The sequence below is a fragment of the Bacillus sp. FSL K6-0268 genome (genome assembly GCF_038005425.1).
Taxonomy (GTDB): Bacteria; Bacillota; Bacilli; order Bacillales; family Bacillaceae_G; genus Bacillus_A; species Bacillus_A thuringiensis_S.
Map to the genome: position 1 here is coordinate 5,360,079 of NZ_JBBOTF010000001.1, position 24,778 is coordinate 5,384,856.

Sequence of the window (24,778 nt, forward strand, 5' to 3'; positions counted from 1 at the left end):
AGCCCGTAGAATAAAATCCCTCACCTAATTCGAGGTGAGGGGTTTTACTGCGTGTAAGAGTAAAATGAAGAGGTGCAAATAAATGAAACAAAGTATGGTATTCAGTCCTACATTACGTGAAGTTCCAGCTGATGCTGAAATTAAGAGTCATCAATTATTACTTCGCGCAGGTTTTATGCGTCAAAATGCTTCTGGTATTTATAGTTTTCTACCATTTGGGTTAAAAGTATTACACAAAGTAGAACGTATCGTTCGAGAAGAAATGGAGCGCGCAGGAGCTGTGGAATTATTGATGCCAGCTATGCAAGCTGCAGAATTATGGCAAGAATCAGGTCGTTGGTATTCTTACGGATCTGAATTAATGCGTATGAAAGATCGTAACGCTCGTGAGTTTGCTTTAGGAGCGACGCATGAAGAAGTAATTACTGATCTTGTACGTGATGAAATAAAATCATATAAAAAATTACCGTTAACATTATATCAAATTCAAACGAAATTCCGCGATGAACAAAGACCTCGTTTCGGTTTATTACGTGGAAGAGAGTTTTTAATGAAAGATGCATACTCTTTCCATGCTACACAAGAGAGCTTAGATGAAGTATACGATCGCTTATACAAAGCATATTCTAACATTTTTGCTCGTTGTGGTTTGAACTTCCGTGCAGTTATTGCTGATTCTGGAGCAATGGGCGGAAAAGATACACATGAATTCATGGTATTATCTGATGTTGGTGAAGATACAATTGCATACTCTGATACATCTGATTATGCAGCGAACATTGAAATGGCTCCTGTTGTAGCTACGTATACGAAGAGTGACGAAGCGGAAATGGCACTTGAAAAGGTTGCAACGCCAGATCAAAAAGCGATTGAAGAAGTATCTGCATTCTTAAACATTGAAGCTGACAAGTGTATTAAGTCTATGGTATTTAAAGTAGATGAGAAATTAGTAGTTGTACTTGTTCGTGGTGATCACGAAGTAAACGATGTAAAAGTGAAAAATGTATACGGCGCTTCAGTTGTTGAGCTTGCTTCTCATGAGGAAGTAAAAGAATTATTAAATTGTGAAGTTGGTTCATTAGGACCGATTGGTGTAACAGGTGATATCGAAATTATCGCTGACCATGCTGTAGCATCAATTGTCAACGGATGTTCAGGAGCGAACGAAGAAGGATTCCATTATGTAAATGTAAATCCAGAACGTGACTTTAAAGTAAGTCAGTATACAGATTTACGCTTTATTCAAGAAGGAGACCAATCTCCAGACGGAAACGGAACAATTCTTTTTGCACGTGGAATTGAAGTTGGTCATGTATTCAAATTAGGAACTCGTTATAGTGAAGCAATGAACGCAACATTCCTAGATGAAAATGGGAAAACACAACCACTTATTATGGGTTGTTACGGTATCGGTGTATCTCGTACAGTGGCAGCAATTGCAGAGCAGTTTAATGATGAGAACGGCTTAGTTTGGCCGAAAGCTGTAGCACCGTTCCATGTGCATGTAATTCCAGTAAATATGAAATCTGATGCACAACGTGAAATGGGTGAAAACATCTACAACTCATTACAAGAAAAAGGCTATGAAGTGTTATTAGACGATCGTGCAGAACGTGCAGGTGTTAAATTTGCAGATGCAGATTTATTCGGCCTTCCAGTTCGTGTTACAGTTGGTAAAAAAGCAGACGAAGGTATTGTAGAAGTGAAAGTACGTGCTACAGGTGAGTCTGAAGAAGTAAAAGTAGAAGAACTTCAAACATATATTGCAAATATTTTAAAATAAGAAGAGGTACCTCGTAATGGGGTACCTTCTCTTTCTTTGTAAACGTATTTTGTAAAAGAAGAAGTGAGAAATCTTTCTTTGTAGTACGTTTCAATTTATAATAGCAAATGGAAGGAGAGTGCTTATGTCTTTAACAAATGAACAACAAGAGCGATTTCAAATTTTGCTCCAGCAGTTGCAAATACCAGACGACCTTATAAATCAATATTTACAAGGCGGTGGTATTGAAAGGCTCGTTATTGATAAAGCGAATAAAAGTTGGCATTTTGATTTACAAGTGCCACGTATTTTGCCTACAGAATTATATGAATTGCTAGAAACAAAGCTTAAGCAATCATTTTCTCATATTGCAAGAACAACATTTGCATTAGAAACAGAGAATAAACAATTTACAGAAGAAGAAGTGAGGGCGTATTGGCCGCTTTGTACGGAACGAATTACATTTTCACCTATGTTTGCTTACTTAAAGAAACAGCTTCCGCAGGTGAATGGAGTGAAGTTGCTAATAAATGTGAATAATGAGCTGGAGTCTACTGCTTTAAAGAAAAACGTTGCGAAACCAGTAGGGGATCAATACGAAGCTTTTGGATTTCCACGTTTCCAGTTAGACACACATATACAGCAAAATGCAGAAGAAATGCAAAAGTTTCGTGAGCAAACGCAGCAAGAAGACCGCGAGCGTGTTATACAAGCTATGGAAGAAATGGCGAAGAAGCAAGCTGAAGAAAGTAGCGTTGTGTATGAAGGACCGATTACACTCGGGTATCTTATTAAGCCAGATGAAGAGATTACACCGATGCGAGAAATTCAAGATGAAGAAAGAAGAAAAACGGTTCAAGGATATGTCTTCCATGTAGAGACAAAAGAGCTTCGTAGTGGACGTACGTTATTAACTTTAAAAATAACGGATTATACGGATTCTATTATGATCAAAATGTTCTCGCGTGACAAAGAAGATATTCCAATGCTGCAATCCTTGAAAAAAGGAATGTGGGTGAAAGCCCGTGGTTCAGTTCAAAACGATACATTTGTTCGAGATTTAGTAATGATTGCGAATGATATTAATGAAATAACAGGTCCGTCTCGTAAAGATAAAGCGCCAGAAGGCGAAAAGCGTGTAGAACTTCATCTTCACACTCCCATGAGCCAAATGGATGCTGTTACTCCTGTTTCTAGGCTTGTTGCCCAAGCTGGTAAATGGGGACATGAAGCTATTGCGGTTACAGACCATGCTGTGGCTCAGTCGTTCCCGGAGGCATATTCTGCGGGGAAAAAGGCTGGAGTTAAAGTTATATACGGTGTAGAAGCGAATTTAGTTAATGATGGTGTACCGATAGCGTATAACGAAGCGCATCGTTTACTTGCGGAGGAAACGTATGTTGTTTTCGACGTTGAGACGACAGGTTTATCAGCTGTATACGATACAGTCATTGAGTTGGCTGCCGTAAAAGTAAAGGGTGGCGAAATCATTGATCGTTTTGAATCTTTTGCAAACCCACATCAACCATTATCAGCGACGATTATTGAATTAACAGGTATTACAGATGATATGTTAACTGATGCACCAGAAGTGGACGAAGTGTTTAAAAAGTTTGAGGAATGGATGGGTGACCATACCCTTGTTGCCCATAACGCAAGCTTCGATATGGGATTTATTAACGTAGGTTTTAAAAAGGCTGGGTTAGAAAAAACGAATAACCCTGTTATTGATACGTTAGAACTTGCACGATTCTTATTCCCAGAAATGAAAAATCACCGATTAAATACGATGTGTAAAAAACTTGATATTGAATTAACGCAACATCACCGTGCGATTTATGATACAGAAGCGACGGGATATTTACTTGTGAAAATGTTGAAAGACGTAATTGAAAAGGGATTTGAATATCACGATCAATTAAATGATAGTATGGGGCAAGGGGATGCGTATAAGCGTGGCCGTCCAAGCCATCTGACGTTACTTGCCACATCAGATGTTGGATTGAAAAATTTATATAAACTTGTTTCATATTCTCACCTTAATTACTTTTACCGTGTACCACGAGTACCGAGGTCACTATTAAAAAAATATCGTGAAGGAATTTTAGTAGGAACGGCTTGTGATAAAGGTGAAGTGTTTGAGGCAATGATGCAAAAAGCTCCTGAAGAGGTAGAAGAAATTGCACAGTTTTATGATTACATTGAAGTAATGCCTCCAGAGGTGTTGCGTCATTTAGTAGAGCGTGAACTCGTTCGAGATGAGGGACAATTAAAAACAATTATCTCTAACTTAGTAAAACTAGGCGAGACGTTAGATAAACCAGTTGTTGCTACAGGGAACGTGCATTACTTAGATCCAGAAGATGCAATGTATCGTAAAATTTTAGTCAGTTCGCAGGGCGGAGCCAATCCGTTAAATCGACATTCATTACCGCCAGTACATTTCCGTACAACTGATGAAATGCTAGAGTGTTTTTCATTTTTAGGTGAAGACAAAGCGAAAGAAGTTGTTGTGACGAATACACAAAAGGTTGCGTCATTAATTGGTGATGTTCGTCCAGTAAAAGATGATCTATATACACCGAAAATTGAGGGTGCCGATGATGAAACACGTGATATGAGTTATAAAATGGCACGCAGTATATATGGTGAAGAACTACCAGAAATTGTAGAGGCTCGTTTAGAAAAAGAATTGAAAAGTATTATTGGACATGGATTTGCCGTTATCTATTTAATCTCACATAAGCTTGTGAAAAAATCGTTAGTCGACGGATATCTAGTAGGTTCGCGTGGTTCGGTAGGTTCATCGTTCGTTGCAACGATGATGGAAATTACAGAAGTAAACCCATTACCACCACACTATGTCTGTCCAAAGTGCAAGCAATCTGAATTCTTTAATGATGGTTCCGTAGGCTCTGGTTTCGACTTACCAGATAAAGATTGTCCGACATGTAATGTGGCATATGTGAAAGATGGACATGATATTCCATTCGAAACGTTCCTTGGATTTAAAGGAGATAAGGTACCCGATATCGATTTGAACTTCTCCGGGGAATACCAACCACGTGCCCATAACTATACGAAAGTACTGTTCGGTGAAGACTATGTATACCGTGCTGGAACGATTGGTACAGTTGCGGAAAAAACCGCTTATGGATATGTAAAAGGTTATGCAAATGATCACAATTTAACAATTCGAAATGCAGAGATTGATCGCTTAGTAGCGGGATGTACAGGGGTAAAACGTACAACTGGACAGCATCCAGGTGGTATTATCGTTGTGCCAGATTACATGGATATCTTTGATTTTTCACCAATACAGTTTCCTGCTGATTCAATTGGTGCTGAGTGGAGAACAACGCATTTTGACTTCCACTCGATTCATGATAATTTATTGAAACTTGATATACTAGGACACGATGATCCGACCGTTATTCGTATGTTACAAGATCTAAGTGGTATTGATCCGAAAACAATCCCAACGGATGATCCAGAAGTAATGAAAATTTTCTCTGGTCCAGAAACGTTAGGGGTAACGGAAGAACAAATTAACTGTAAAACAGGTACACTTGGTATCCCGGAATTCGGTACGAAGTTCGTAAGACAGATGTTAGAAGAGACAAAACCAACGACATTTTCAGAATTGGTCCAAATTTCTGGGCTGTCACATGGTACTGACGTATGGCTTGGTAATGCAAATGAGTTAATTTATAACGGTACATGTACGCTGAGTGAAGTTATCGGTTGTCGTGATGACATCATGGTATATTTAATCTATCAAGGTTTAGATCCATCATTAGCCTTCAAAATCATGGAGTCGGTTCGTAAAGGTAAAGGTGTACCAGAAGAATGGGAAGATGACATGAAAGGTAATAATGTGCCAGGTTGGTATATTGATTCATGTAAGAAGATTAAATACATGTTCCCTAAAGCCCATGCGGCTGCTTACGTACTTATGGCTGTGCGTATCGCATACTTTAAAGTACATTTTGCACTTTTATTCTATGCGGCATATTTTACAGTCCGTGCAGATGATTTTGATGTAGAGGCGATGGCGAAAGGTTCAGCATCCATACGTGTAAAAATTGATGAAATTGCTCAAAAAGGATTGGATGCAGCGCCGAAAGAGAAGAGTTTATTAACAGTACTAGAAATGACACTGGAAATGTGTGAGCGTGGATATTCATTCCAAAAGGTCGATTTATACCGCTCGCATGCAACTGAGTTTATTATTGATGGGGATACTTTAATTCCTCCATTTAATGCAGTGCCTGGTCTTGGTACGAACGCAGCCTTAAGTATTGTGGAAGCGCGCAAAAATGGAGACTTCTTATCAAAAGAAGACTTACAGCAGCGAAGTAAGGTTTCGAAAACAATTATTGAGTATTTAGATAGCCAAGGTTGTTTAGGAGATTTGCCAGATCAAAACCAATTATCACTGTTCTAATAGGTAGGAAAAGTCTTTGCAAATCAATATTTGCTATGGTATACTATAAACCGAGATAACCATGTCATGTATATTTTGTGAAAAAGAGAGTGGGGAAACCCACTCTTTCGTGTTACTATCTACATTTTATTCATGTAGATAGTAAAGACATTTCTGTCGTATATACATATTTTGTTACAAGTTTTACTTCTTAAATTTGGTAATACTAAGACAGATATTCCCTGCTTAACGGCAGGGGCTTTTGTTAGCTAACGAGAAAGAATAAGATAGACCGTCTTTGTGAACGGGATCTTTTCTTGTAAATGGTACATGGCGGCAGGAAGGAGGCTGTTTATGGATAAGAAAGTCACAGAAGTTGTAGAAGCATTTGCGCAGCCAATCGTTGAAGAGTTAAATCTTGAACTTGTAGATGTAGAGTATGTGAAAGAAGGACAAGACTGGTTCTTACGCGTATTCATCGATTCTGAAAAGGGAGTCGACATTGAAGAATGCGGTGCGGTAAGTGAACGTTTAAGCGAAGCTTTAGATAAAGAGGATCCAATTCCTCACCTTTACTTTTTGGATGTATCATCTCCTGGAGCAGAACGCCCATTAAAGAAAGAGAAAGACTTCCAGCAAGCGGTAGGAAAACAAGTGGCAATTAAAACATATGAGCCAATTGATGGCGAAAAGATGTTTGAAGGAAAGTTACTTTCCTACGACGGTACTACAATTACACTACTATTAACAATTAAAACACGTAAAAAAGAAATCCAAATTCCAATGGATAAAGTTGCAAATGCGCGACTTGCTGTTACGTTTTAGTAAGAAGGGGGATCTTCATGAGCACTGAGTTGTTAGATGCTTTGCTCGTATTAGAGTCAGAAAAAGGTATTAGTAAAGATATTATTATTGATGCGATTGAAGCAGCATTAATCTCTGCTTATAAACGCAATTTTAACCAAGCACAAAACGTTCGTGTGAGCTTTAACCCAGAAGTGGGAACAATTCAAGTTTTAGCACGTAAGGACGTTGTTGATAATGTGTTTGATCCACGTCTTGAAATCTCTGTAGAAGAGGCAAGACAAATTAATCCAAACTACCAAGATGGCGACGTACTAGAAATTGAAGTAACGCCAAAAGATTTTGGTCGTATTGCAGCGCAAACTGCAAAACAAGTTGTAACACAACGAGTTCGTGAAGCAGAACGTGGTGTTATTTACTCAGAATTTAGTGATCGTGAAGAAGACATTATGGTTGGTATTGTACAACGCCAAGATGCTCGTTTCATCTACGTAAGCTTAGGCAAAGTAGAAGCTTTATTACCTGTAAGTGAGCAAATGCCAAATGAGCAATATAAGCCACATGATCGTATTCGCGTATTTATTACAAAAGTAGAAAAGACAACAAAAGGACCACAAATTTACGTATCACGTACACATCCTGGTCTTTTAAAACGTTTATTCGAAATGGAAGTTCCAGAAATTTATGATGGAACTGTAGAAATTCGCTCTGTAGCGCGCGAAGCAGGAGATCGTTCTAAAATCTCTGTGCATGCAGAAAACATTGATGTTGATCCAGTTGGTTCTTGCGTAGGACCGAAAGGACAACGTGTACAACGTGTTGTAGATGAACTAAAAGGTGAAAAGATTGACATCGTTCGCTGGTCAAATGACCCAGTTGAATATGTTGCAAATGCTTTAAGCCCATCACAAGTTGTTAAAGTACTTGTAGATGAAGATGAAAAAGCAACAACTGTTGTTGTTCCAGACCACCAGCTATCGTTAGCTATCGGTAAGCGTGGACAAAATGCACGTCTTGCAGCTAAATTAACAGGCTGGAAAATTGATATTAAAAGTGAGTCTGATGCGAAACAACTTGGAATTGTTACAGAAGAAGATAGCGTAATCGCATTCGGATTCGATTCAGTTGAAGACGAAATCGAATAGAGGTGATGAGTATGAGCAATCGAAAAGTTCCGTTACGAAAATGTATTGCGACGCAAGAGATGAAATCAAAACGAGAGCTGGTTCGCATTGTTCGTTCCAAAGAGGGCGAAGTGTCTATTGATTTATCTGGAAAAAAATCAGGACGAGGTGCATATTTGTCAAAAGATAAAGAATGCATTATACAAGCCCAAAAGAAAAACATTTTGGAACATCATCTAAAAGCGAAAATCGACAGTTCTCTGTACGAAGAGCTTCTTGAGCTTGTTGAGAAGGAGTCGAAATAAGTGTCCGATTGGAAATCGTTTTTAGGACTAGCAAATCGCGCTCGAAAAATCATTTCGGGTGAAGAACTCGTTTTAAAAGAAGTACGAAGTGGTAAAGCAAAGCTCGTATTGCTTTCTGAAGATGCGTCAGCGAACACTACTAAACGTATCACTGATAAAACGACGTACTACAACGTACCAATGAAAAAAGTCGAAAATCGACAACAATTAGGGCATGCGATTGGGAGAGACGAGCGAGTCGTTGTAGCTGTGTTAGATGAAGGCTTTGCGAAAAAGCTACGTAGCATGCTCGATACAAATTACCGGGGGTGAAGGTATGAGTAAAATTCGAGTACATGAATATGCAAAAAAAAATAATATCTCAAGTAAAGATCTTATGACAAAACTTAAAGAGATGAATATCGAGGTTTCGAATCATATGACAATGTTAGAAGACGAAGTAGTAAATAAATTAGATAATGAATATAACACTGGAGCGGAAAAACCTTCTGTTGCAGATGAGTTTGAAGTAGAAGAGAAAGTTGTTCGCAGTAAAAAGAACAGCAATAAGAAAAAGAAAAAAGGCAAAGGAAATGAAGACAAACGTCAAGATAACTTTGCTGGAAGACAACAAACACAAATAGTAGAAACACCAGATAAAATTACTTTCTCTGGAAGCCTTACAGTAGGTGAACTTGCTAAAAAGTTAAGCAAAGAGCCATCTGAAATTATTAAAAAGCTCTTCATGCTAGGAATTATGGCGACAATTAACCAAGATTTAGATAAAGATACAATTGAGTTAATCGCTACTGATTACGGTATTGAAGTAGAAGAAGAAATAGTGGTAAGTGAAACTGAGTTTGAAACATTCATGGATGAGCAAGATGATGAAGAAAACTTAAAAGAGCGTCCAGCTGTTGTTACGATTATGGGACACGTTGACCATGGTAAAACAACATTACTTGACTCTATTCGTAATTCAAAAGTAACTGCTGGCGAAGCTGGTGGAATTACTCAGCATATTGGTGCATACCAAGTTGAAGTAAATGATAAGAAAATTACATTCTTAGATACGCCTGGTCACGCGGCATTTACAACAATGCGTGCTCGTGGTGCGCAAGTAACTGATATTACAATCCTTGTTGTTGCAGCTGATGACGGTGTTATGCCACAAACAGTTGAAGCGATTAGCCATGCAAAAGCAGCTGGAGTACCAATTATTGTTGCTGTGAATAAAATGGATAAACCAGCGGCGAATCCTGATCGTGTAATGCAAGAATTAACAGAATATGAATTAGTTCCAGAAGCTTGGGGCGGAGACACAATTTTCGTACCAATTTCTGCAATTCAAGGCGAAGGCATTGACAACTTGCTAGAGATGATTCTTCTTGTAAGTGAAGTAGAAGAATATAAAGCAAACCCAAATCGTTATGCAACGGGTACTGTAATTGAAGCACAGCTTGATAAAGGTAAAGGAACTATCGCGACATTATTAGTTCAAAACGGTACGCTTCGAGTTGGAGATCCAATTGTTGTTGGAACTTCATTCGGACGTGTTCGTGCAATGGTAAGTGATATTGGTCGTCGTGTAAAAGTTGCTGGTCCATCAACTCCTGTTGAAATTACAGGTTTAAATGAAGTACCACAGGCTGGAGATCGTTTCATGGCATTCGCTGATGAGAAGAAAGCTCGTCAAATCGGTGAATCACGTGCACAAGAAGCGTTAGTTGCACAACGTGGTGAGAAATCTAAATTAAGCCTTGAAGATTTATTCCAACAAATCCAAGAGAGCGATGTAAAAGAAATCAACTTAATCGTAAAAGCAGACGTACAAGGTTCTGTTGAAGCGATGGCAGCATCACTTCGTAAAATTGATGTTGAAGGCGTAAAAGTTAAAATCATTCACACTGGTGTAGGTGCGATTACAGAATCTGATATTATTTTAGCTTCTGCATCTAATGCAATTGTAATTGGATTTAACGTACGTCCGGATGTGAACGCGAAGCGTACAGCTGAATTAGAGAACGTTGATGTTCGCTTACACCGCATTATCTACAAAGTAATCGAAGAAATTGAATTAGCAATGCAAGGTATGCTTGATCCAGAATTCGAAGAAAAAGTAATCGGTCAAGCGGAAGTTCGTCAAACATTCAAGGTAACAAAAGTTGGAACAATTGCAGGTTGTTACGTAATTGACGGTAAAATTACACGCGATAGTGGCGTTCGTATTATCCGCGATGGTATAGTAATTTTCGAAGGACAACTTGATACGTTAAAACGTTTCAAAGACGACGTAAAAGAAGTTGCACAAAACTATGAGTGTGGTATTACAATTGAGAGATATAATGACCTTAAAGAAGGGGACATCATTGAAGCATACGTTATGGAAGAAGTGAAGCGATGATTGTCGCTTCACTCTCATTCGAGTGTATGATTTACGATGTACATTCTTTAAAAGAGAAACGGGCAATTTTGCAACGAGTGCTAACTCGTGTGAAACAGCGCTATAATGTAGCTGTTTCTGAAGTTGGGCATCAAGATGTATGGCAACGTACAGAAATTGCGATTGTTTCCGTATCCTCAAATCGTGTTATCTGTGAAAAAGAAATGAATCGTGTACTGGAGTACATCGATTCATTTCCTGAAATTGAACGTACGATAACACAATTGGAATGGTATTGAATGAGGTGAAGAGTTATGAAATTACGTGCAAACCGTGTAGGCGAGCAAATGAAAAAAGAATTAGGCGACATCATTAGTCGTAAAATTAAAGACCCACGTATCGGATTTGTTACAGTAACAGATGTACAAGTGAGTGGTGATTTACAAATTGCCAAAGTATATATTTCTGTTTTAGGTGACGAAGAACAGAAAGAAAATACGTTAAAAGGTTTAGCGAAGGCAAAAGGCTTTATTCGTTCAGAAATTGGCCAACGTATTCGTCTTCGTAAAACACCGGAAATTACCTTTGAGTTTGATGAGTCTATCGGATATGGTCATCGAATTGATACACTTTTACATGAAATTAATAAAGACGGTAAACGTGAAGAATAATGGATAGACATTTGTCTATCCATTTTTTCAATGCAAAATAAGTTTTGGATATTTACTACGAAAGAATTATGATGAGGTGAACATATATGGAAGGTGTAGTATTATTACATAAGCCAAAAGGCATGACATCACATGATTGTGTATTTAAATTAAGAAAGGTATTGAGAGAAAAGAGAATTGGTCATACGGGAACATTAGACCCAGATGTAACAGGAGTATTACCAATTTGCGTCGGAAGAGCAACAAAAATTGCACAATTTTTAACAAGTGAAACGAAAACATATGAAGGTGAAGTAACATTAGGATTTTCAACGACAACTGAAGATGCTTCTGGTGAGGTTGTTGAAACGAAAAATATAGATCGTGCTATTACTCGTAAGGAAATAGAAAAAGTTCTTGCTGAATTAACAGGCACGATTGAACAAATGCCACCAATGTTCTCGGCTGTAAAAGTAAACGGGAAAAAATTATACGAATATGCAAGAGCAGGACAAGAGGTGGAACGTCCAGTTCGTACAATTACGATTCATGAGTTCGTATTACTTGATGATCGTGAAGTTTTTGAAGGAGAAAATATTTCATTCCGTTTCCGTGTAACGTGTAGTAAAGGAACATATGTAAGAACGTTAGCGGTAATGATTGGGGAGAAACTTGGTTTCCCATCACATATGTCTCACCTTGTAAGAACGGCATCTGGTGAATTTTTATTAGAAGATTGCATATCATTTGAAGAAATTGAAGAAAACGTGCAAAATGGAACAGTAGAGTCTATCTTCATTTCAATTGATGAAGCATTAAGTAAGTTTCCAAAAATGGTTGTAGATGAAAAGCAAGCAGAGAAAATTAAGAATGGTATGTTCTTAAAGAATGAATTAGAAATAACGGCACCATTTATTACAGTGTTTGATAAAAATGATCGTTGCTTAGCAATTTATGAACATCATCCGAAACATCCTGGCATGTTAAAGCCGATGAAAGTACTTGTGAATAATCAAGAACTAAAGCTATAATGAATTATTGGAAGGATTATTACAGAAAAAGGTGAATTCAAGCGTGAAACTTATTCATTTAACTCATCCACATGAACAAAATAAATTAGAATTACCACCTACTGTAATGGCATTAGGATTTTTTGATGGCATTCATTTAGGACATCAATGTGTAATTCGAACTGCGAAAAAAATAGCGGACGACAGAGGATATAAAAGTGCAGTTATGACATTTCATCCCCACCCATCTGTTGTTTTAGGGAAAAAGGATGCGCATGTGGAGTATATTACACCAATGCGTGATAAAGAAAAAATAGTCGAAAGCTTAGGAATCGATATATTATATGTGATTAAATTTGATGAATCATTTGCAGGGTTATTACCGCAACAATTTGTAGATGATTATATTATTGGTTTAAATGTAAAGCATGTAGTAGCAGGGTTTGATTATTCATATGGACGTTTAGGAAAAGGAAAGATGGAGACTTTACCATTTCATGCAAGAGGGGAGTTTACACAGACTGTGATTGAAAAAGTTGAATTTCAAGAAGAGAAAGTAAGTTCTACAGCATTACGAAAGTTAATTCGAAATGGCGAAATGGAACAAATTCCATCTATTTTAGGTAGAGCCTATACTGTAGCGGGAACAGTTATACACGGCGACAAACGTGGACGCCAAATTGGTTTTCCAACAGCTAATGTAGGTTTAAGTGATGAGTATTTATTGCCACCTGTAGGTGTTTATGCAGTGAGATTAAAAGTTCACGATGAATGGTACGATGGTGTATGTAATATTGGATATAAACCGACTTTTAAAGAAGATGAGCGTCAATTATCAATTGAAGTGCACTTATTTGAATTTAACAAAGATATATACGACCAAAATGTTACAGTAGAGTGGCATATGCGTATAAGAGAAGAGAAGAAATTCAATGGCATTGATGAGTTAGTTGAACAAATCGCAAAAGATAAGAAAACAGCACAAGAATATTTTGCGAGCGAAAAGAATATACTTGCTTTTTCAAATGAAAAGTAGTATTCTATGTTATGTACTTTATGACAACCATTGCTTGGCATTGCGACTCACCGACGCTTGCTAGGTAATTGGGGGTTTAATTAATAGGAGGTGAAATAGGATGGCTTTAACACAAGAGCGTAAAAACGAAATCATTGCACAATTTAGAACTCATGAGACTGATACTGGTTCTCCAGAGGTTCAAATTGCTGTCCTAACGGAGCAAATTAACACTCTAAACGAGCACTTACGTACTCACAAGAAAGATCATCATTCACGTCGTGGTCTATTAAAGATGGTTGGTAAACGTCGTAACTTACTAACTTACCTTCGTAATAGCGATATCACACGTTACCGTGAATTAATCACAAAGCTTGGCTTACGTCGATAGTCAAAGAAGCGGGAATATTCCCGCTTTTTTGTTAGGTAAAAATATATCTTCTACGCTTTATAGCTTACTTAATTTTAGGCAATACTAGAGGTAGAATATTGTGATATACTATCCATTTACATAGAAGAATTGAATACTTTAAATTGAGAGGGGTACTTAAATGAGTCAAGAAAAGCAAGTCTTCTCGATAGATTTAGCTGGTCGCCAGCTAACAGTTGAAACTGGTCAGCTTGCCAAACAAGCGAACGGAGCAGTATTAGTAAGATATGGCGATACAGCGGTTCTATCTACAGCAACTGCATCAAAAGAAGCTAAAAATGTAGATTTTTTCCCACTTACAGTAAACTATGAAGAGCGTTTATATGCAGTCGGAAAAATTCCTGGCGGTTTTATTAAGCGTGAAGGTCGTCCAAGTGAAAAAGCAATTTTGGCAAGTCGTTTAATCGACCGTCCAATTCGTCCGCTATTCGCAGATGGTTTCCGTAACGAAGTGCAAGTTGTCAGCATTGTAATGAGTGTTGATCAAGATTGTTCTTCTGAAATGGCAGCTATGCTTGGTTCTTCATTAGCGTTATCGATTTCAGATATTCCATTTGAAGGTCCAATCGCTGGTGCGACAGTTGGTCGTATTAATGGCGAATTCGTTATTAATCCAACAGTAGAACAGCAAGAACAAAGTGATATCCACTTAGTTGTAGCTGGTACGAAAGATGCGATTAACATGGTTGAAGCAGGAGCAGATCAAGTGCCTGAAGAAACAATGTTAGAAGCAATTATGTTTGGTCATGACGAAATTAAACGTTTAATTGCATTCCAAGAAGAGATTGTACAAGCTGTAGGTAAAGAGAAATCAGAAGTGAAACTTTATGAAGTTGACGCTGATCTTAATCAAGCTGTACGTGAAATGGCTGAGAAGGATATGCATTCTGCAATTCAAGTACATGAGAAACATGCACGTGAAGATGCAATTAACGAAGTGAAAAAGCGTGTAATTGAGCATTACGAAGCTGAAGAAGCTGACGCTGATACATTAGGACAAGTAAATGAGATTTTATATAAAATTGTAAAAGAAGAAGTACGTCGTCTTATTACAGTTGAAAAAATTCGCCCAGATGGCCGTAAAGGTGACGAAATCCGTCCTTTAGCATCAGAGGTTGGTATTTTATCTCGTACACACGGTTCTGGTTTATTCACACGTGGACAAACACAAGCATTAAGTATTTGTACATTAGGTGCATTAGGCGATGTGCAAATTTTAGATGGTCTTGGTGTAGAAGAATCAAAACGCTTTATGCACCATTACAATTTCCCATCATTTAGTGTTGGTGAAACAAGACCGATGCGTGGACCAGGTCGTCGTGAAATTGGTCACGGGGCACTAGGAGAGCGCGCACTTGAGCCTGTAATTCCATCTGAAAAAGATTTCCCATACACAGTACGCCTTGTATCTGAAGTATTAGAATCAAATGGTTCTACTTCACAAGCAAGTATTTGTGGTAGTACTTTAGCAATGATGGATGCGGGTGTTCCACTTAAAGCTCCAGTTGCAGGTATTGCAATGGGTCTGGTTAAATCTGGTGAGCATTACACAATTTTATCTGATATTCAAGGTATGGAAGATCATTTAGGTGATATGGACTTTAAAGTAGCAGGTACAGCACAAGGTGTAACTGCACTGCAAATGGACATTAAAATCGATGGTTTATCACGTGAGATTTTAGAAGAGGCATTACAACAAGCGAAAATTGGTCGTGTGCACATTCTAAATCATATGTTATCTGTTATTGCAGAGCCACGTACTGAATTATCAGCTTACGCTCCAAAGATTATTACAATGACAATTAACCCAGATAAAATCCGTGACGTTATTGGACCAAGCGGTAAACAAATCAATAAAATTATTGAAGAAACTGGTGTTAAAATTGACATCGAGCAAGATGGTACAGTATTCATTTCATCAATAAATCAAGAAATGAACGACAAAGCTAAGAAGATTATCGAAGATATCGTTCGCGAAGTACAAGTAGGTGAGATCTACGAAGGAAAAGTGAAACGTGTTGAGAAATTCGGTGCTTTCGTTGAATTATTCAGCGGTAAAGATGGATTAGTTCATATTTCTGAACTTGCACTTGAGCGTGTAGGTAAAGTAGAAGACGTTGTGAAAATCGGTGATGTAATTACAGTTAAAGTTATCGAGATTGACAAGCAAGGTCGCGTAAATCTATCTAGAAAAGTATTGCTAAAAGAAGAGCAAGAAAAAGAAGCTGCTAAAGAAGAAGACAAACAAGAGCAGCAATAAGTAAAAGCCAGTTAAACTGGCTTTTTTTGTTATGTAAAAAACATGATGTTCATATATTTTTATGTCGGTATAGGTATAGTTTTCATTATAACGCTCAAATTAACAAAGATAAGAAGAAAATGTTTTTATATAGTTAATTTGGGAGGGTTTATATGAAAGTTCGTATATTGGCATACATATGTATATTTTCTTTATATGTCAGTTTAGGCTCTTATTCTGTTTTTGCACAAGATAACTTGCATGAAGAAATTCAAAAGCATGCAAAACAGTATGAGATTGCACCTCAAAATGCGATGATTGATAAAATATGGAAGGCAACACCTGGATATAATGGAAGACAAGTGGATATTGAAGCATCGTATAATAATATGAAGAAGCTAAAGGAATTTGATCAAAAATATCTTGAATTCAAAGAAGTCTCACCGAGTGTTCATTTGGAAGATTTATCACCAGCTCCAATTTATAGAGGGCATCCAAATAAAAAGATGGTAGGATTAACAATAAATGTGGCATGGGGAAATGAGTATTTGCCTCGCATATTAGAAATCTTGAAAAAGCATGATGTGAAGGCCACTTTCTTTTTAGAAGGACGTTGGGTGAAAGAAAATTTGCGGTTTGCAAAAATGATTGTCGATGCAAAACAAGAAGTTGGAAATCACTCATACACACACCCTAATATGAAAACGTTATCCTCAGATGAAATACGAGATCAGTTACAAAAAACAAATCGAATGATAGAAGTAGCAACGAATCAAAAAGTAAGATGGTTTGCCCCGCCGAGTGGAAGCTTTCGAGATGAAGTCGTAAAGATTGCAGATGATTTTCAAATGGGAACGATTATGTGGACTGTAGATACGATTGATTGGCAGCGACCTGAGCCAGATGTACTATTGCAGAGAGTAATGAGAAAAATACATCCAGGTGCTATCATATTAATGCATCCTACTTCGTCTACAGCAGAGGCTTTAGATATAATGATTACAAAATTGAAGGAACAAGGATATAAAGTGGGGAATATAACTGAATTACTGGATGAAAAACGTGTGGATTAAATACATTTGCATGACATTCATCCTTAAACTTGTTATCATTAAATAATAGCGTTTTATTTAGAGAAACTGGCAGTAGGAGGAAAGTTTTTGATTAAAAAATATACTTGTAAAAATGGTGTAAGAATAGTTATGGAGAATATACCAACTGTAAGATCGGTTGCAATTGGTATTTGGATCCATGCGGGATCAAGAAATGAAAATGAAAAAAATAATGGGATTTCTCACTTTTTAGAGCATATGTTCTTTAAAGGGACAGAGACACGTAGTGCACGAGAGATTGCAGAATCATTTGATAGCATTGGTGGTCAAGTGAATGCATTTACTTCAAAAGAATATACTTGTTACTATGCAAAAGTATTAGATGAGCATGCTAAATATGCTTTAGATGTTTTAGCAGATATGTTCTTTAATTCAACATTTGATGAGGAAGAACTGAAAAAAGAGAAGAATGTCGTATGTGAAGAAATTAAAATGTACGAAGATGCGCCAGATGATATTGTGCATGATATGTTAACGAAAGCAACATATGAAACGCATCCACTTGGATATCCTATTTTAGGAACAGAAGAAACGCTTAATACGTTTACAGGTGATACGTTACGTCAATATATAAAAGATCATTACACACCTGAAAATGTAGTTGTATCAGTTGCAGGAAATATTGATGAAGCATTTTTACAAACAGTGGAGCAATATTTCGGTAGTTATGAAGGAACAACAAACCGTGAACAAGTACATAGCCCAATTTTCCATTTTAATAAGGTAGCCCGTAAAAAGGAAACGGAACAAGCTCATTTATGTCTAGGATATAAAGGTTTACAAATGGGACACGAAGATATTTATAACTTAATTGTATTAAATAATGTTTTAGGCGGTAGCATGAGTAGCCGTTTATTCCAAGAAGTACGTGAGCAACGTGGATTAGCTTACTCGGTATTTTCTTACCACTCTTCTTATGAAGATACAGGTATGTTAACACTTTACGGTGGAACAGGTAGCCAACAATTAGATACACTGTATGAAACAATGCAAGAAACATTAGAGACATTGAAAAATACAGGTATTACAGAAAAAGAGCTTATGAATAGTAAAGAGCAATTAAAAGGAAACTTAATGTTAAGTTTAGAAAGTACAAATAGCCGTATGAGCCGTAACGGTAAAAATGAATTGCTTCTTCGTAAACATCGTTCACTTGATGAGATTATTGAAAGTGTAAACACTGTAACAAAAGAAAATGTGGACGGATTAATTCGCAACATGTTTACTGATGAATTCTCTGCGGCACTTATTAGTCCAGATGGAAAACTTCCAAAAGGAATAAAACTATAATCGATTTTTATGATGTATCTGATAATAACCTTCTCTCTTTTTAAATGAGAGAAGGTTATTTTTTTTATACATATAGAATAGGTACTAATTATAGACAATGCAAATGAAAAATTCAGTAGTGGGAGTGGAGTATGTATGCGATTAAGTGAATTAAGTGGTAAAGAGGTTGTAGATATAGAAAAAGCGGAAAAAATGGGAGTCTTAGGTTATATGGATTTAGAGATTAATGAGAAAGACGGACAAATACAAACACTTATAATACCTGTAGGGAAGTGGGGAGGTTTTAAAAAGGAACCACAAGAAGTAAGGGTGGCATGGAGTCAAATAAAGAAAGTCGGACATGATATGCTTCTTTGTGATAGTATAGATCGTTCAAATTCGGAGTGAAGGATGGCCATTTTGGTCATCTTTTTTTGTATCTACATAGAAACCTGATAAATCATATGTGCATTTGGATTTTCAATCACCATAAACTCGTACATTACATATGATGTGGAGGAAAAAGAAAAAGTAGGCACTTTTCTTATAAATGACAGAAAAAGAAGGTGAATTAGGGAATGTTGACTGAGATGCATATTGCTGTCATAGGAGGAGATGCAAGGCAGCTAGAAGTAATTCGTAAGCTAGTTGAATTGGATGCGAAACTTTCTTTGATAGGGTTTGATCAGTTAGATCATGGTTTCACAGGGGCAGCAAAAGAAAGTATACAAAATTTAGATTTCACTTCTGTAGACGCAATTATTTTGCCGGTTGCAGGTACAAATGCTAAAGGAGAAGTAGATACTATTTTTTCAAATGAAAAAGTTTCAATAACGAAAGAACAAATTGAAAATACACCAGAAAACTTTACTATATATTCGGGTATTGGTACACCTTACTTGGAAAATCTCGTATCTACTACGAACCGAAAACTTGTTAAATTATTTGATCGTGATGATGTGGCAATATACAATTCTATTCCAACTGTAGAAGGTACATTAATGATGGTAATTCAACATACCGACTATACAATTCATGGGTCCAATGTAATGGTTCTAGGATTTGGTAGAACAGGAATGAGTGTTGCGAGAGCATTTCAATCATTAGGAGCCCATGTCAAAGTTGGAGCAAGACGATCTGAACATATTGCACGTATTACAGAAATGATGTTTTCTCCTTTTCATATGCAAGACATAGAGAAAGAAGTAGGAAATATCGATATTGTAATCAATACAATTCCGCACCTCGTTGTAACAGCGAATGTTATTGCAAAAATGCCAGCTCATACGTTAGTGATTGATTTAGCTTCTAAACCAGGCGGTACTGACTTTAGATATGCGGAAAAAAGAGGAGTCAAAGCGTTGCTAGCACCTGGATTACCAGGTATTGTTGCTCCCAAAACGGCTGGGCAAATTTTAGCAAATGTTCTTTCTCAGTTATTAGCAGCAGATGCAATTGCAAAGGAGGAGGAAAAGAAATGAGTTTGAAGGGGAAACGAATTGGTTTCGGATTTACGGGTTCACATTGTACGTATGAGGAAGTTATGCCGCACTTAGAAAAATTAATTGCTGAAGGGGCAGAAGTACGTCCCGTTGTTTCATACACTGTTCAATCAACAAATACTAGATTTGGAGAAGGAGCAGAGTGGATTAAGAAAATTGAAGAAATAACAGGTTTTAAAGCAATTAATTCAATTGTTGGAGCAGAGCCACTTGGACCTAAAATTCCATTAGACTGCATGGTAATCGCTCCTTTAACAGGAAATTCTATGAGTAAATTTGCAAATGCAATGACAGACTCTCCAGTACTAATGGCAGCAAAAGCGACGTTAAGAAATGGCAAGCCTGTCGTATTGGCGGTTTCGACGAATGATGCATTAGGATTAAATGGGGTAAATCTCATGCGCCTAATGGCAACAAAAAACATCTACTTCGTTCCATTCGGTCAAGATGCACCAGAGAAAAAACCCAACTCAATGGTAGCTCGCATGGAGCTGCTGGAAGACACAGTATTAGAAGCACTGCAAGGAAAGCAATTGCAACCGGTGGTCGTAGAAAAATTCAGATATATGAATTAAAAAACGAAAAAAAACGGACAATTTTTGATGAAACCATCATTCTTACTGTAGAATATGATAAAATTAACGTTATTAAGATTAGAAGGGGTATTGTATACTCCTTCTGATTCTAAGTTATAGAAGGATTGGTATCTAGAAAGGGGCATAGTGATGGAAAAGCAAAAAACTTTTCATGTCGCTGTAGTTGGAGCAACCGGCGCAGTTGGTGAACAAATGTTAAATACTTTAGAGAAACGAGAATTTCCGATTGGGAAGTTAACGTTACTTTCATCTAAACGATCTGCAGGTAAGAAACTTGTATTTAAAGGCGAAGAATTTACAGTTCAAGAGGCAACTCCTGAAAGCTTTGAAGGAGTAGATATCGCACTATTTAGTGCTGGTGGATCTGTATCGAAACAATTAGCGCCAGAAGCAGCAAAACGCGGTGCGATTGTTGTTGATAATACAAGTGCATTCCGTATGACAGAAAACGTGCCACTTGTTGTACCTGAAGTAAATGAAAATGACTTAAAAGAACATAATGGCATTATTGCAAATCCAAACTGTTCTACAATTCAAATGGTAGTAGCTCTTGAGCCAGTTCGTCAGCAATATGGTTTAAAACGAGTAATCGTTTCCACATATCAAGCTGTATCAGGTGCTGGTGCGGCAGCTATTGAAGAACTTCATGAACAATCACAAGCAATCTTAAATGGCGAAGAAGTTAAGGCAAATGTTCTTCCTGTATCAGGTGATAAGAAGCATTTCCCAATTGCTTTTAATGCGATTCCACAGATTGATAAGTTCCAAGATAATGGATTTACATTTGAAGAAATGAAAATGATTAACGAAACGAAAAAAATTATGCATATGCCTGAATTAGAAGTAGCGGCAACATGTGTACGTTTACCAGTTGTATCAGGACACTCTGAGTCTGTTTACATCGAAGTAGAAAAAGAAGGCGTAACAGTAGCAGAATTAAAGAGCTTACTTGCAAATGCGGAAGGTATTGTTCTGCAAGATAATCCAGAAGAGCAGTTATATCCAATGCCAGCTACTGCAGTAGGTAAAAACGAAGTATTCGTTGGAAGAATCCGTAAAGATTTAAATAACGATAAAGGATTCCATCTTTGGGTCGTATCTGATAACTTATTAAAAGGCGCTGCATGGAATTCTGTTCAAATTGCAGAGCGCTTAGTAAAATTACAATTAGTGTAAACGGCTAAGAGAAGGTGCAAAATATGAAAATAATTGTTCAAAAATTTGGTGGCACATCAGTACGTGATGACAATGGACGTAAGCATGCGCTTCATCATATAAAAAAATCATTAGCTGCTGGTTATAAAGTAGTTACTGTCGTATCTGCTATGGGTCGTAAAGGTGAACCATATGCAACGGATACGTTATTAAGTCTTGTAAATCAAGAGGAATCTACTATTTCTAAACGTGAGCAAGATTTATTATTATCGTGCGGAGAGTTAATCTCTGCAATTGTTTTCTCTAATATGTTGAATGAGAACGGTATAAAAGCAGCAGCATTAAATGGTGCACAAGCTGGTTTTGTAACGAATGATGACTTTACGAATGCAAAGATTATTGAAATGAATTGCGATCGTATACATGAAGAGTTAGAAAATGTAGATGTAATCGTCGTTACAGGATTCCAAGGGCAAACGAAAAAAGGTGATACGACAACACTTGGACGCGGAGGTAGCGATACTTCAGCTTCAGCATTAGGTGTTGCGCTTCATGCTGAATACATCGATATATTCACTGATGTAGAAGGTGTTATGACTGCGGATCCTCGTATTGTAAAAGATGCACGTCATCTTCAAACTGTAACGTATAACGAAATTTGTAACATGGCTTATCAAGGTGCGAAAGTCGTTCATCCACGTGCAGTTGAAATTGCGATGCATGCAAAAGTACCGCTTCGTGTACGTTCTACGTATTCTGAGAGTGAAGGTACGCTTATTTCAGCATATGACGGTGCTACAAGAGGTCGTGATGTAGAAGAACGTCCTGTTACAGGTATTGCCCACGTATCAAACGTAACGCAAATTAAAGTGCTTGCAAAAGAAACGGCATATGATTTGCAGCAACATGTGTTTAAAGAAATGGCGAACGAAGGAATCAGTGTCGATTTAATTAACATTTCACCTACTGGCGTAGCATATACGGTGAGTGATAATGTATCAAGTCATGCAGTTAAATTATTAAAGAACCTTGGATATGAGCCAATTGTGACAGAGCATTGTGCGAAAGTATCTATCGTTGGAGCTGGAATGGCAGGATACCCAGGGGTTACTGCGAAAATCGTTACAGCTTTAGCAGAAAAAGGTATTCAAATTCTGCAATCGGCAGATAGTCATACAACAATTTGGGTTCTTGTAAAAGAAACTGATTTAGTGGAGGCTGTAAATGCATTACATAGTGCGTTTGAGCTTTCAAAAGAAAAGCAACTGGAACAATAAGGAGTGAGACCATGATAGATTTTGGGACAATTGCAACTGCGATGGTAACACCGTTTGATATAAACGGTAATATCGATTTTGCGAAGACAACGAAATTGGTAAATTATTTAATTGATAACGGTACAACAGCAATCGTGGTAGGAGGAACGACAGGCGAATCTCCTACATTAACTTCAGAAGAGAAAGTAGCGTTATATCGCCATGTCGTATCTGTTGTCGATAAAAGAGTGCCCGTAATCGCTGGAACAGGTAGCAATAATACGCATGCTTCTATTGACTTAACTAAAAAGGCAACAGAAGTTGGTGTGGATGCAGTAATGCTAGTAGCACCGTATTATAACAAACCGAGTCAAGAAGGAATGTATCAGCATTTTAAAGCAATTGCTGAAAGCACGCCGCTTCCGGTTATGCTATATAACGTTCCAGGACGATCTATTGTACAAATCTCCGTTGATACAGTTGTTCGTTTATCAGAAATAGAAAACATTGTTGCTATTAAAGATGCCGGCGGCGATGTGTTAACAATGACAGAAATCATTGAAAAAACAGCGGACGACTTTGCGGTATACAGCGGTGATGACGGTTTAACGTTACCGGCTATGGCAGTTGGAGCGAAAGGTATCGTTTCGGTAGCATCTCATGTCATCGGAAACGAAATGCAAGAAATGATTACAGCATTTCAAGCAGGAGAGTTTAAGAAGGCGCAAAAATTACATCAATTACTTGTAAGAGTAACTGATTCGTTATTTATGGCGCCAAGTCCAACTCCAGTAAAAACAGCGTTACAAATGGTTGGATTAGATGTAGGTTCTGTACGTTTACCACTTCTTCCATTAACAGAAGAAGAAAGAGTAACGTTACAATCTGTAATGCAATCTATTCCTCGTTAATAAAAATGACCTAGTGTGGAACTAGGTCATTTTTTTATTGATATGAAAATGTTTGAATCTGTTTTAATGTGAATCTTTTGTAAAATGATTTTAGGCTCGCCTTTCTCGTCTGTATATGACCCTATATAGAAAACATTTTATGTTGAAAACGAGTATATTACGCTATGCGTTCTCTACTGGCTAAAGTATGATATGGTCCTTTCGTTAATTTTGTTTCAACCTCTTGTTCTCGATAGTGACTGTCAAATCCCGCTAAAAATTTAACCTTATTAAATTTTTAGCGGGATTTTGTAATTCATAGCTTTTTGTCATGTAATGCAATGTTTATAAGAAAAGGATCTTACATCTTTAATTTTGTTGAAAAGTAGTTGCTAGTACAGGAAATACTTTCGGTTATGTTTTTAGAGGAATTGCCTCAAATATGACGTAATCTATAAAAAAAGTTTCATTTTATAAGTGTTTTTGTGCAATTCAAGAAAAAAATCTAGGAAATCCATCAAATGAAAGTAATTTAAAGTGTTTAGGGGTTTTTTTTTCAAATAACATGGAGTATAAAAGCAGCGGAAATAAGCCATATACTTTTAGTACTGTTCCTTTCTTTTACTTTTTCTTTCGCACGATTTAACTTGTGTTCTATTTCTTCTATCAGGTATAATATGGCTAAGTAGCTTAGTACGGGTATGCTTAGCAAAATTGGGAAAAATTATAATTTAATTACATTTTCATATCATATCGAATAAGATATTTGATTTATATAATGAAAGAGAGGTGAAACCTGGTTTAAAAAATAAACAAGGACATGATATCGCATAACGGTAAGGACATTCGTCTTGGACGGTGAATATATGGT

The 24,778-nt window shown here is 37.2% G+C and carries 21 protein-coding genes; all 21 read left to right on the forward strand.

Annotation, left to right across the window (positions count from 1 at the left end):
- Positions 1-82 precede the first annotated feature (82 nt).
- Positions 83-1,783: a proline--tRNA ligase gene (locus tag MHI28_RS28095; RefSeq protein ID WP_000814295.1), complete on the forward strand. Its 1,701-nt coding sequence runs from the start codon at positions 83-85 to the stop codon at positions 1,781-1,783.
- 124 nt (positions 1,784-1,907) lie between these two features.
- Positions 1,908-6,209 (forward strand): PolC-type DNA polymerase III, encoded by a 4,302-nt coding sequence (locus MHI28_RS28100; protein ID WP_000059996.1) that lies wholly within the window; start codon positions 1,908-1,910, stop codon positions 6,207-6,209.
- 333 nt (positions 6,210-6,542) lie between these two features.
- The gene (rimP, locus tag MHI28_RS28105) at positions 6,543-7,013 is read left to right on the forward strand and encodes a ribosome maturation factor RimP (RefSeq protein ID WP_000359095.1); all 471 of its coding nucleotides are present in this window, start codon (positions 6,543-6,545) and stop codon (positions 7,011-7,013) included.
- Positions 7,014-7,030: 17 nt separating this feature from the next.
- Positions 7,031-8,137, forward strand: a complete 1,107-nt coding sequence (gene nusA, locus MHI28_RS28110) for a transcription termination factor NusA (RefSeq protein WP_000102598.1) — start codon at positions 7,031-7,033, stop codon at positions 8,135-8,137.
- A gap of 11 nt (positions 8,138-8,148) precedes the next feature.
- Complete coding sequence (gene rnpM / locus MHI28_RS28115) at positions 8,149-8,421, forward strand: RNase P modulator RnpM (RefSeq protein ID WP_000071123.1); 273 nt, start codon at positions 8,149-8,151, stop codon at positions 8,419-8,421.
- Positions 8,422-8,733, forward strand: coding sequence for a YlxQ family RNA-binding protein (locus MHI28_RS28120; protein ID WP_001286522.1), 312 nt, complete (start codon positions 8,422-8,424; stop codon positions 8,731-8,733).
- Between the two features lie 4 nt (positions 8,734-8,737).
- Positions 8,738-10,804: a translation initiation factor IF-2 gene (infB, locus tag MHI28_RS28125; protein ID WP_000036346.1), complete on the forward strand. Its 2,067-nt coding sequence runs from the start codon at positions 8,738-8,740 to the stop codon at positions 10,802-10,804.
- Positions 10,801-11,082, forward strand: a complete 282-nt coding sequence (locus tag MHI28_RS28130) for a DUF503 domain-containing protein (protein ID WP_000634349.1) — start codon at positions 10,801-10,803, stop codon at positions 11,080-11,082. Before infB ends, MHI28_RS28130 begins: the two co-directional genes overlap by 4 nt.
- A 15-nt stretch (positions 11,083-11,097) precedes the next feature.
- Positions 11,098-11,454, forward strand: coding sequence for a 30S ribosome-binding factor RbfA (rbfA, locus tag MHI28_RS28135; protein WP_000776437.1), 357 nt, complete (start codon positions 11,098-11,100; stop codon positions 11,452-11,454).
- 86 nt (positions 11,455-11,540) lie between these two features.
- Positions 11,541-12,464, forward strand: a complete 924-nt coding sequence (truB, locus tag MHI28_RS28140; protein WP_000399364.1) for a tRNA pseudouridine(55) synthase TruB — start codon at positions 11,541-11,543, stop codon at positions 12,462-12,464.
- Between the two features lie 43 nt (positions 12,465-12,507).
- Positions 12,508-13,479 carry a bifunctional riboflavin kinase/FAD synthetase gene (ribF, locus tag MHI28_RS28145; RefSeq protein ID WP_000766703.1) on the forward strand — a complete coding sequence of 324 codons (972 nt, stop codon included), beginning with the start codon at positions 12,508-12,510 and terminating at the stop codon, positions 13,477-13,479.
- A 100-nt stretch (positions 13,480-13,579) separates the two neighbouring features.
- Positions 13,580-13,849, forward strand: coding sequence for a 30S ribosomal protein S15 (gene rpsO / locus MHI28_RS28150; protein WP_001229392.1), 270 nt, complete (start codon positions 13,580-13,582; stop codon positions 13,847-13,849).
- A gap of 160 nt (positions 13,850-14,009) precedes the next feature.
- Positions 14,010-16,148, forward strand: coding sequence for a polyribonucleotide nucleotidyltransferase (pnp, locus tag MHI28_RS28155; RefSeq protein WP_000076744.1), 2,139 nt, complete (start codon positions 14,010-14,012; stop codon positions 16,146-16,148).
- A gap of 152 nt (positions 16,149-16,300) precedes the next feature.
- Complete coding sequence (locus tag MHI28_RS28160) at positions 16,301-17,200, forward strand: polysaccharide deacetylase family protein (RefSeq protein ID WP_000868223.1); 900 nt, start codon at positions 16,301-16,303, stop codon at positions 17,198-17,200.
- 87 nt (positions 17,201-17,287) lie between these two features.
- Entirely contained in the window at positions 17,288-18,529 is a 1,242-nt protein-coding gene (locus MHI28_RS28165) for a M16 family metallopeptidase (RefSeq protein WP_000593001.1), read from the forward strand.
- A 135-nt stretch (positions 18,530-18,664) separates the two neighbouring features.
- The gene (locus MHI28_RS28170; protein WP_001239759.1) at positions 18,665-18,916 is read left to right on the forward strand and encodes a YlmC/YmxH family sporulation protein; all 252 of its coding nucleotides are present in this window, start codon (positions 18,665-18,667) and stop codon (positions 18,914-18,916) included.
- Between the two features lie 170 nt (positions 18,917-19,086).
- Positions 19,087-19,989, forward strand: coding sequence for a dipicolinic acid synthetase subunit A (gene dpaA / locus MHI28_RS28175; protein ID WP_000954743.1), 903 nt, complete (start codon positions 19,087-19,089; stop codon positions 19,987-19,989).
- Positions 19,986-20,585 (forward strand): dipicolinate synthase subunit B, encoded by a 600-nt coding sequence (dpaB, locus tag MHI28_RS28180; protein WP_000053596.1) that lies wholly within the window; start codon positions 19,986-19,988, stop codon positions 20,583-20,585. The genes dpaA and dpaB overlap by 4 nt, the downstream gene beginning before the upstream one ends.
- 150 nt (positions 20,586-20,735) lie before the next feature.
- Positions 20,736-21,782, forward strand: coding sequence for an aspartate-semialdehyde dehydrogenase (gene asd / locus MHI28_RS28185; RefSeq protein ID WP_000414846.1), 1,047 nt, complete (start codon positions 20,736-20,738; stop codon positions 21,780-21,782).
- A gap of 23 nt (positions 21,783-21,805) precedes the next feature.
- Entirely contained in the window at positions 21,806-23,038 is a 1,233-nt protein-coding gene (gene dapG, locus MHI28_RS28190; RefSeq protein WP_000692456.1) for an aspartate kinase, read from the forward strand.
- A gap of 11 nt (positions 23,039-23,049) precedes the next feature.
- Positions 23,050-23,928 (forward strand): 4-hydroxy-tetrahydrodipicolinate synthase, encoded by an 879-nt coding sequence (gene dapA / locus MHI28_RS28195; protein WP_000564763.1) that lies wholly within the window; start codon positions 23,050-23,052, stop codon positions 23,926-23,928.
- Positions 23,929-24,778 lie beyond the last annotated feature (850 nt).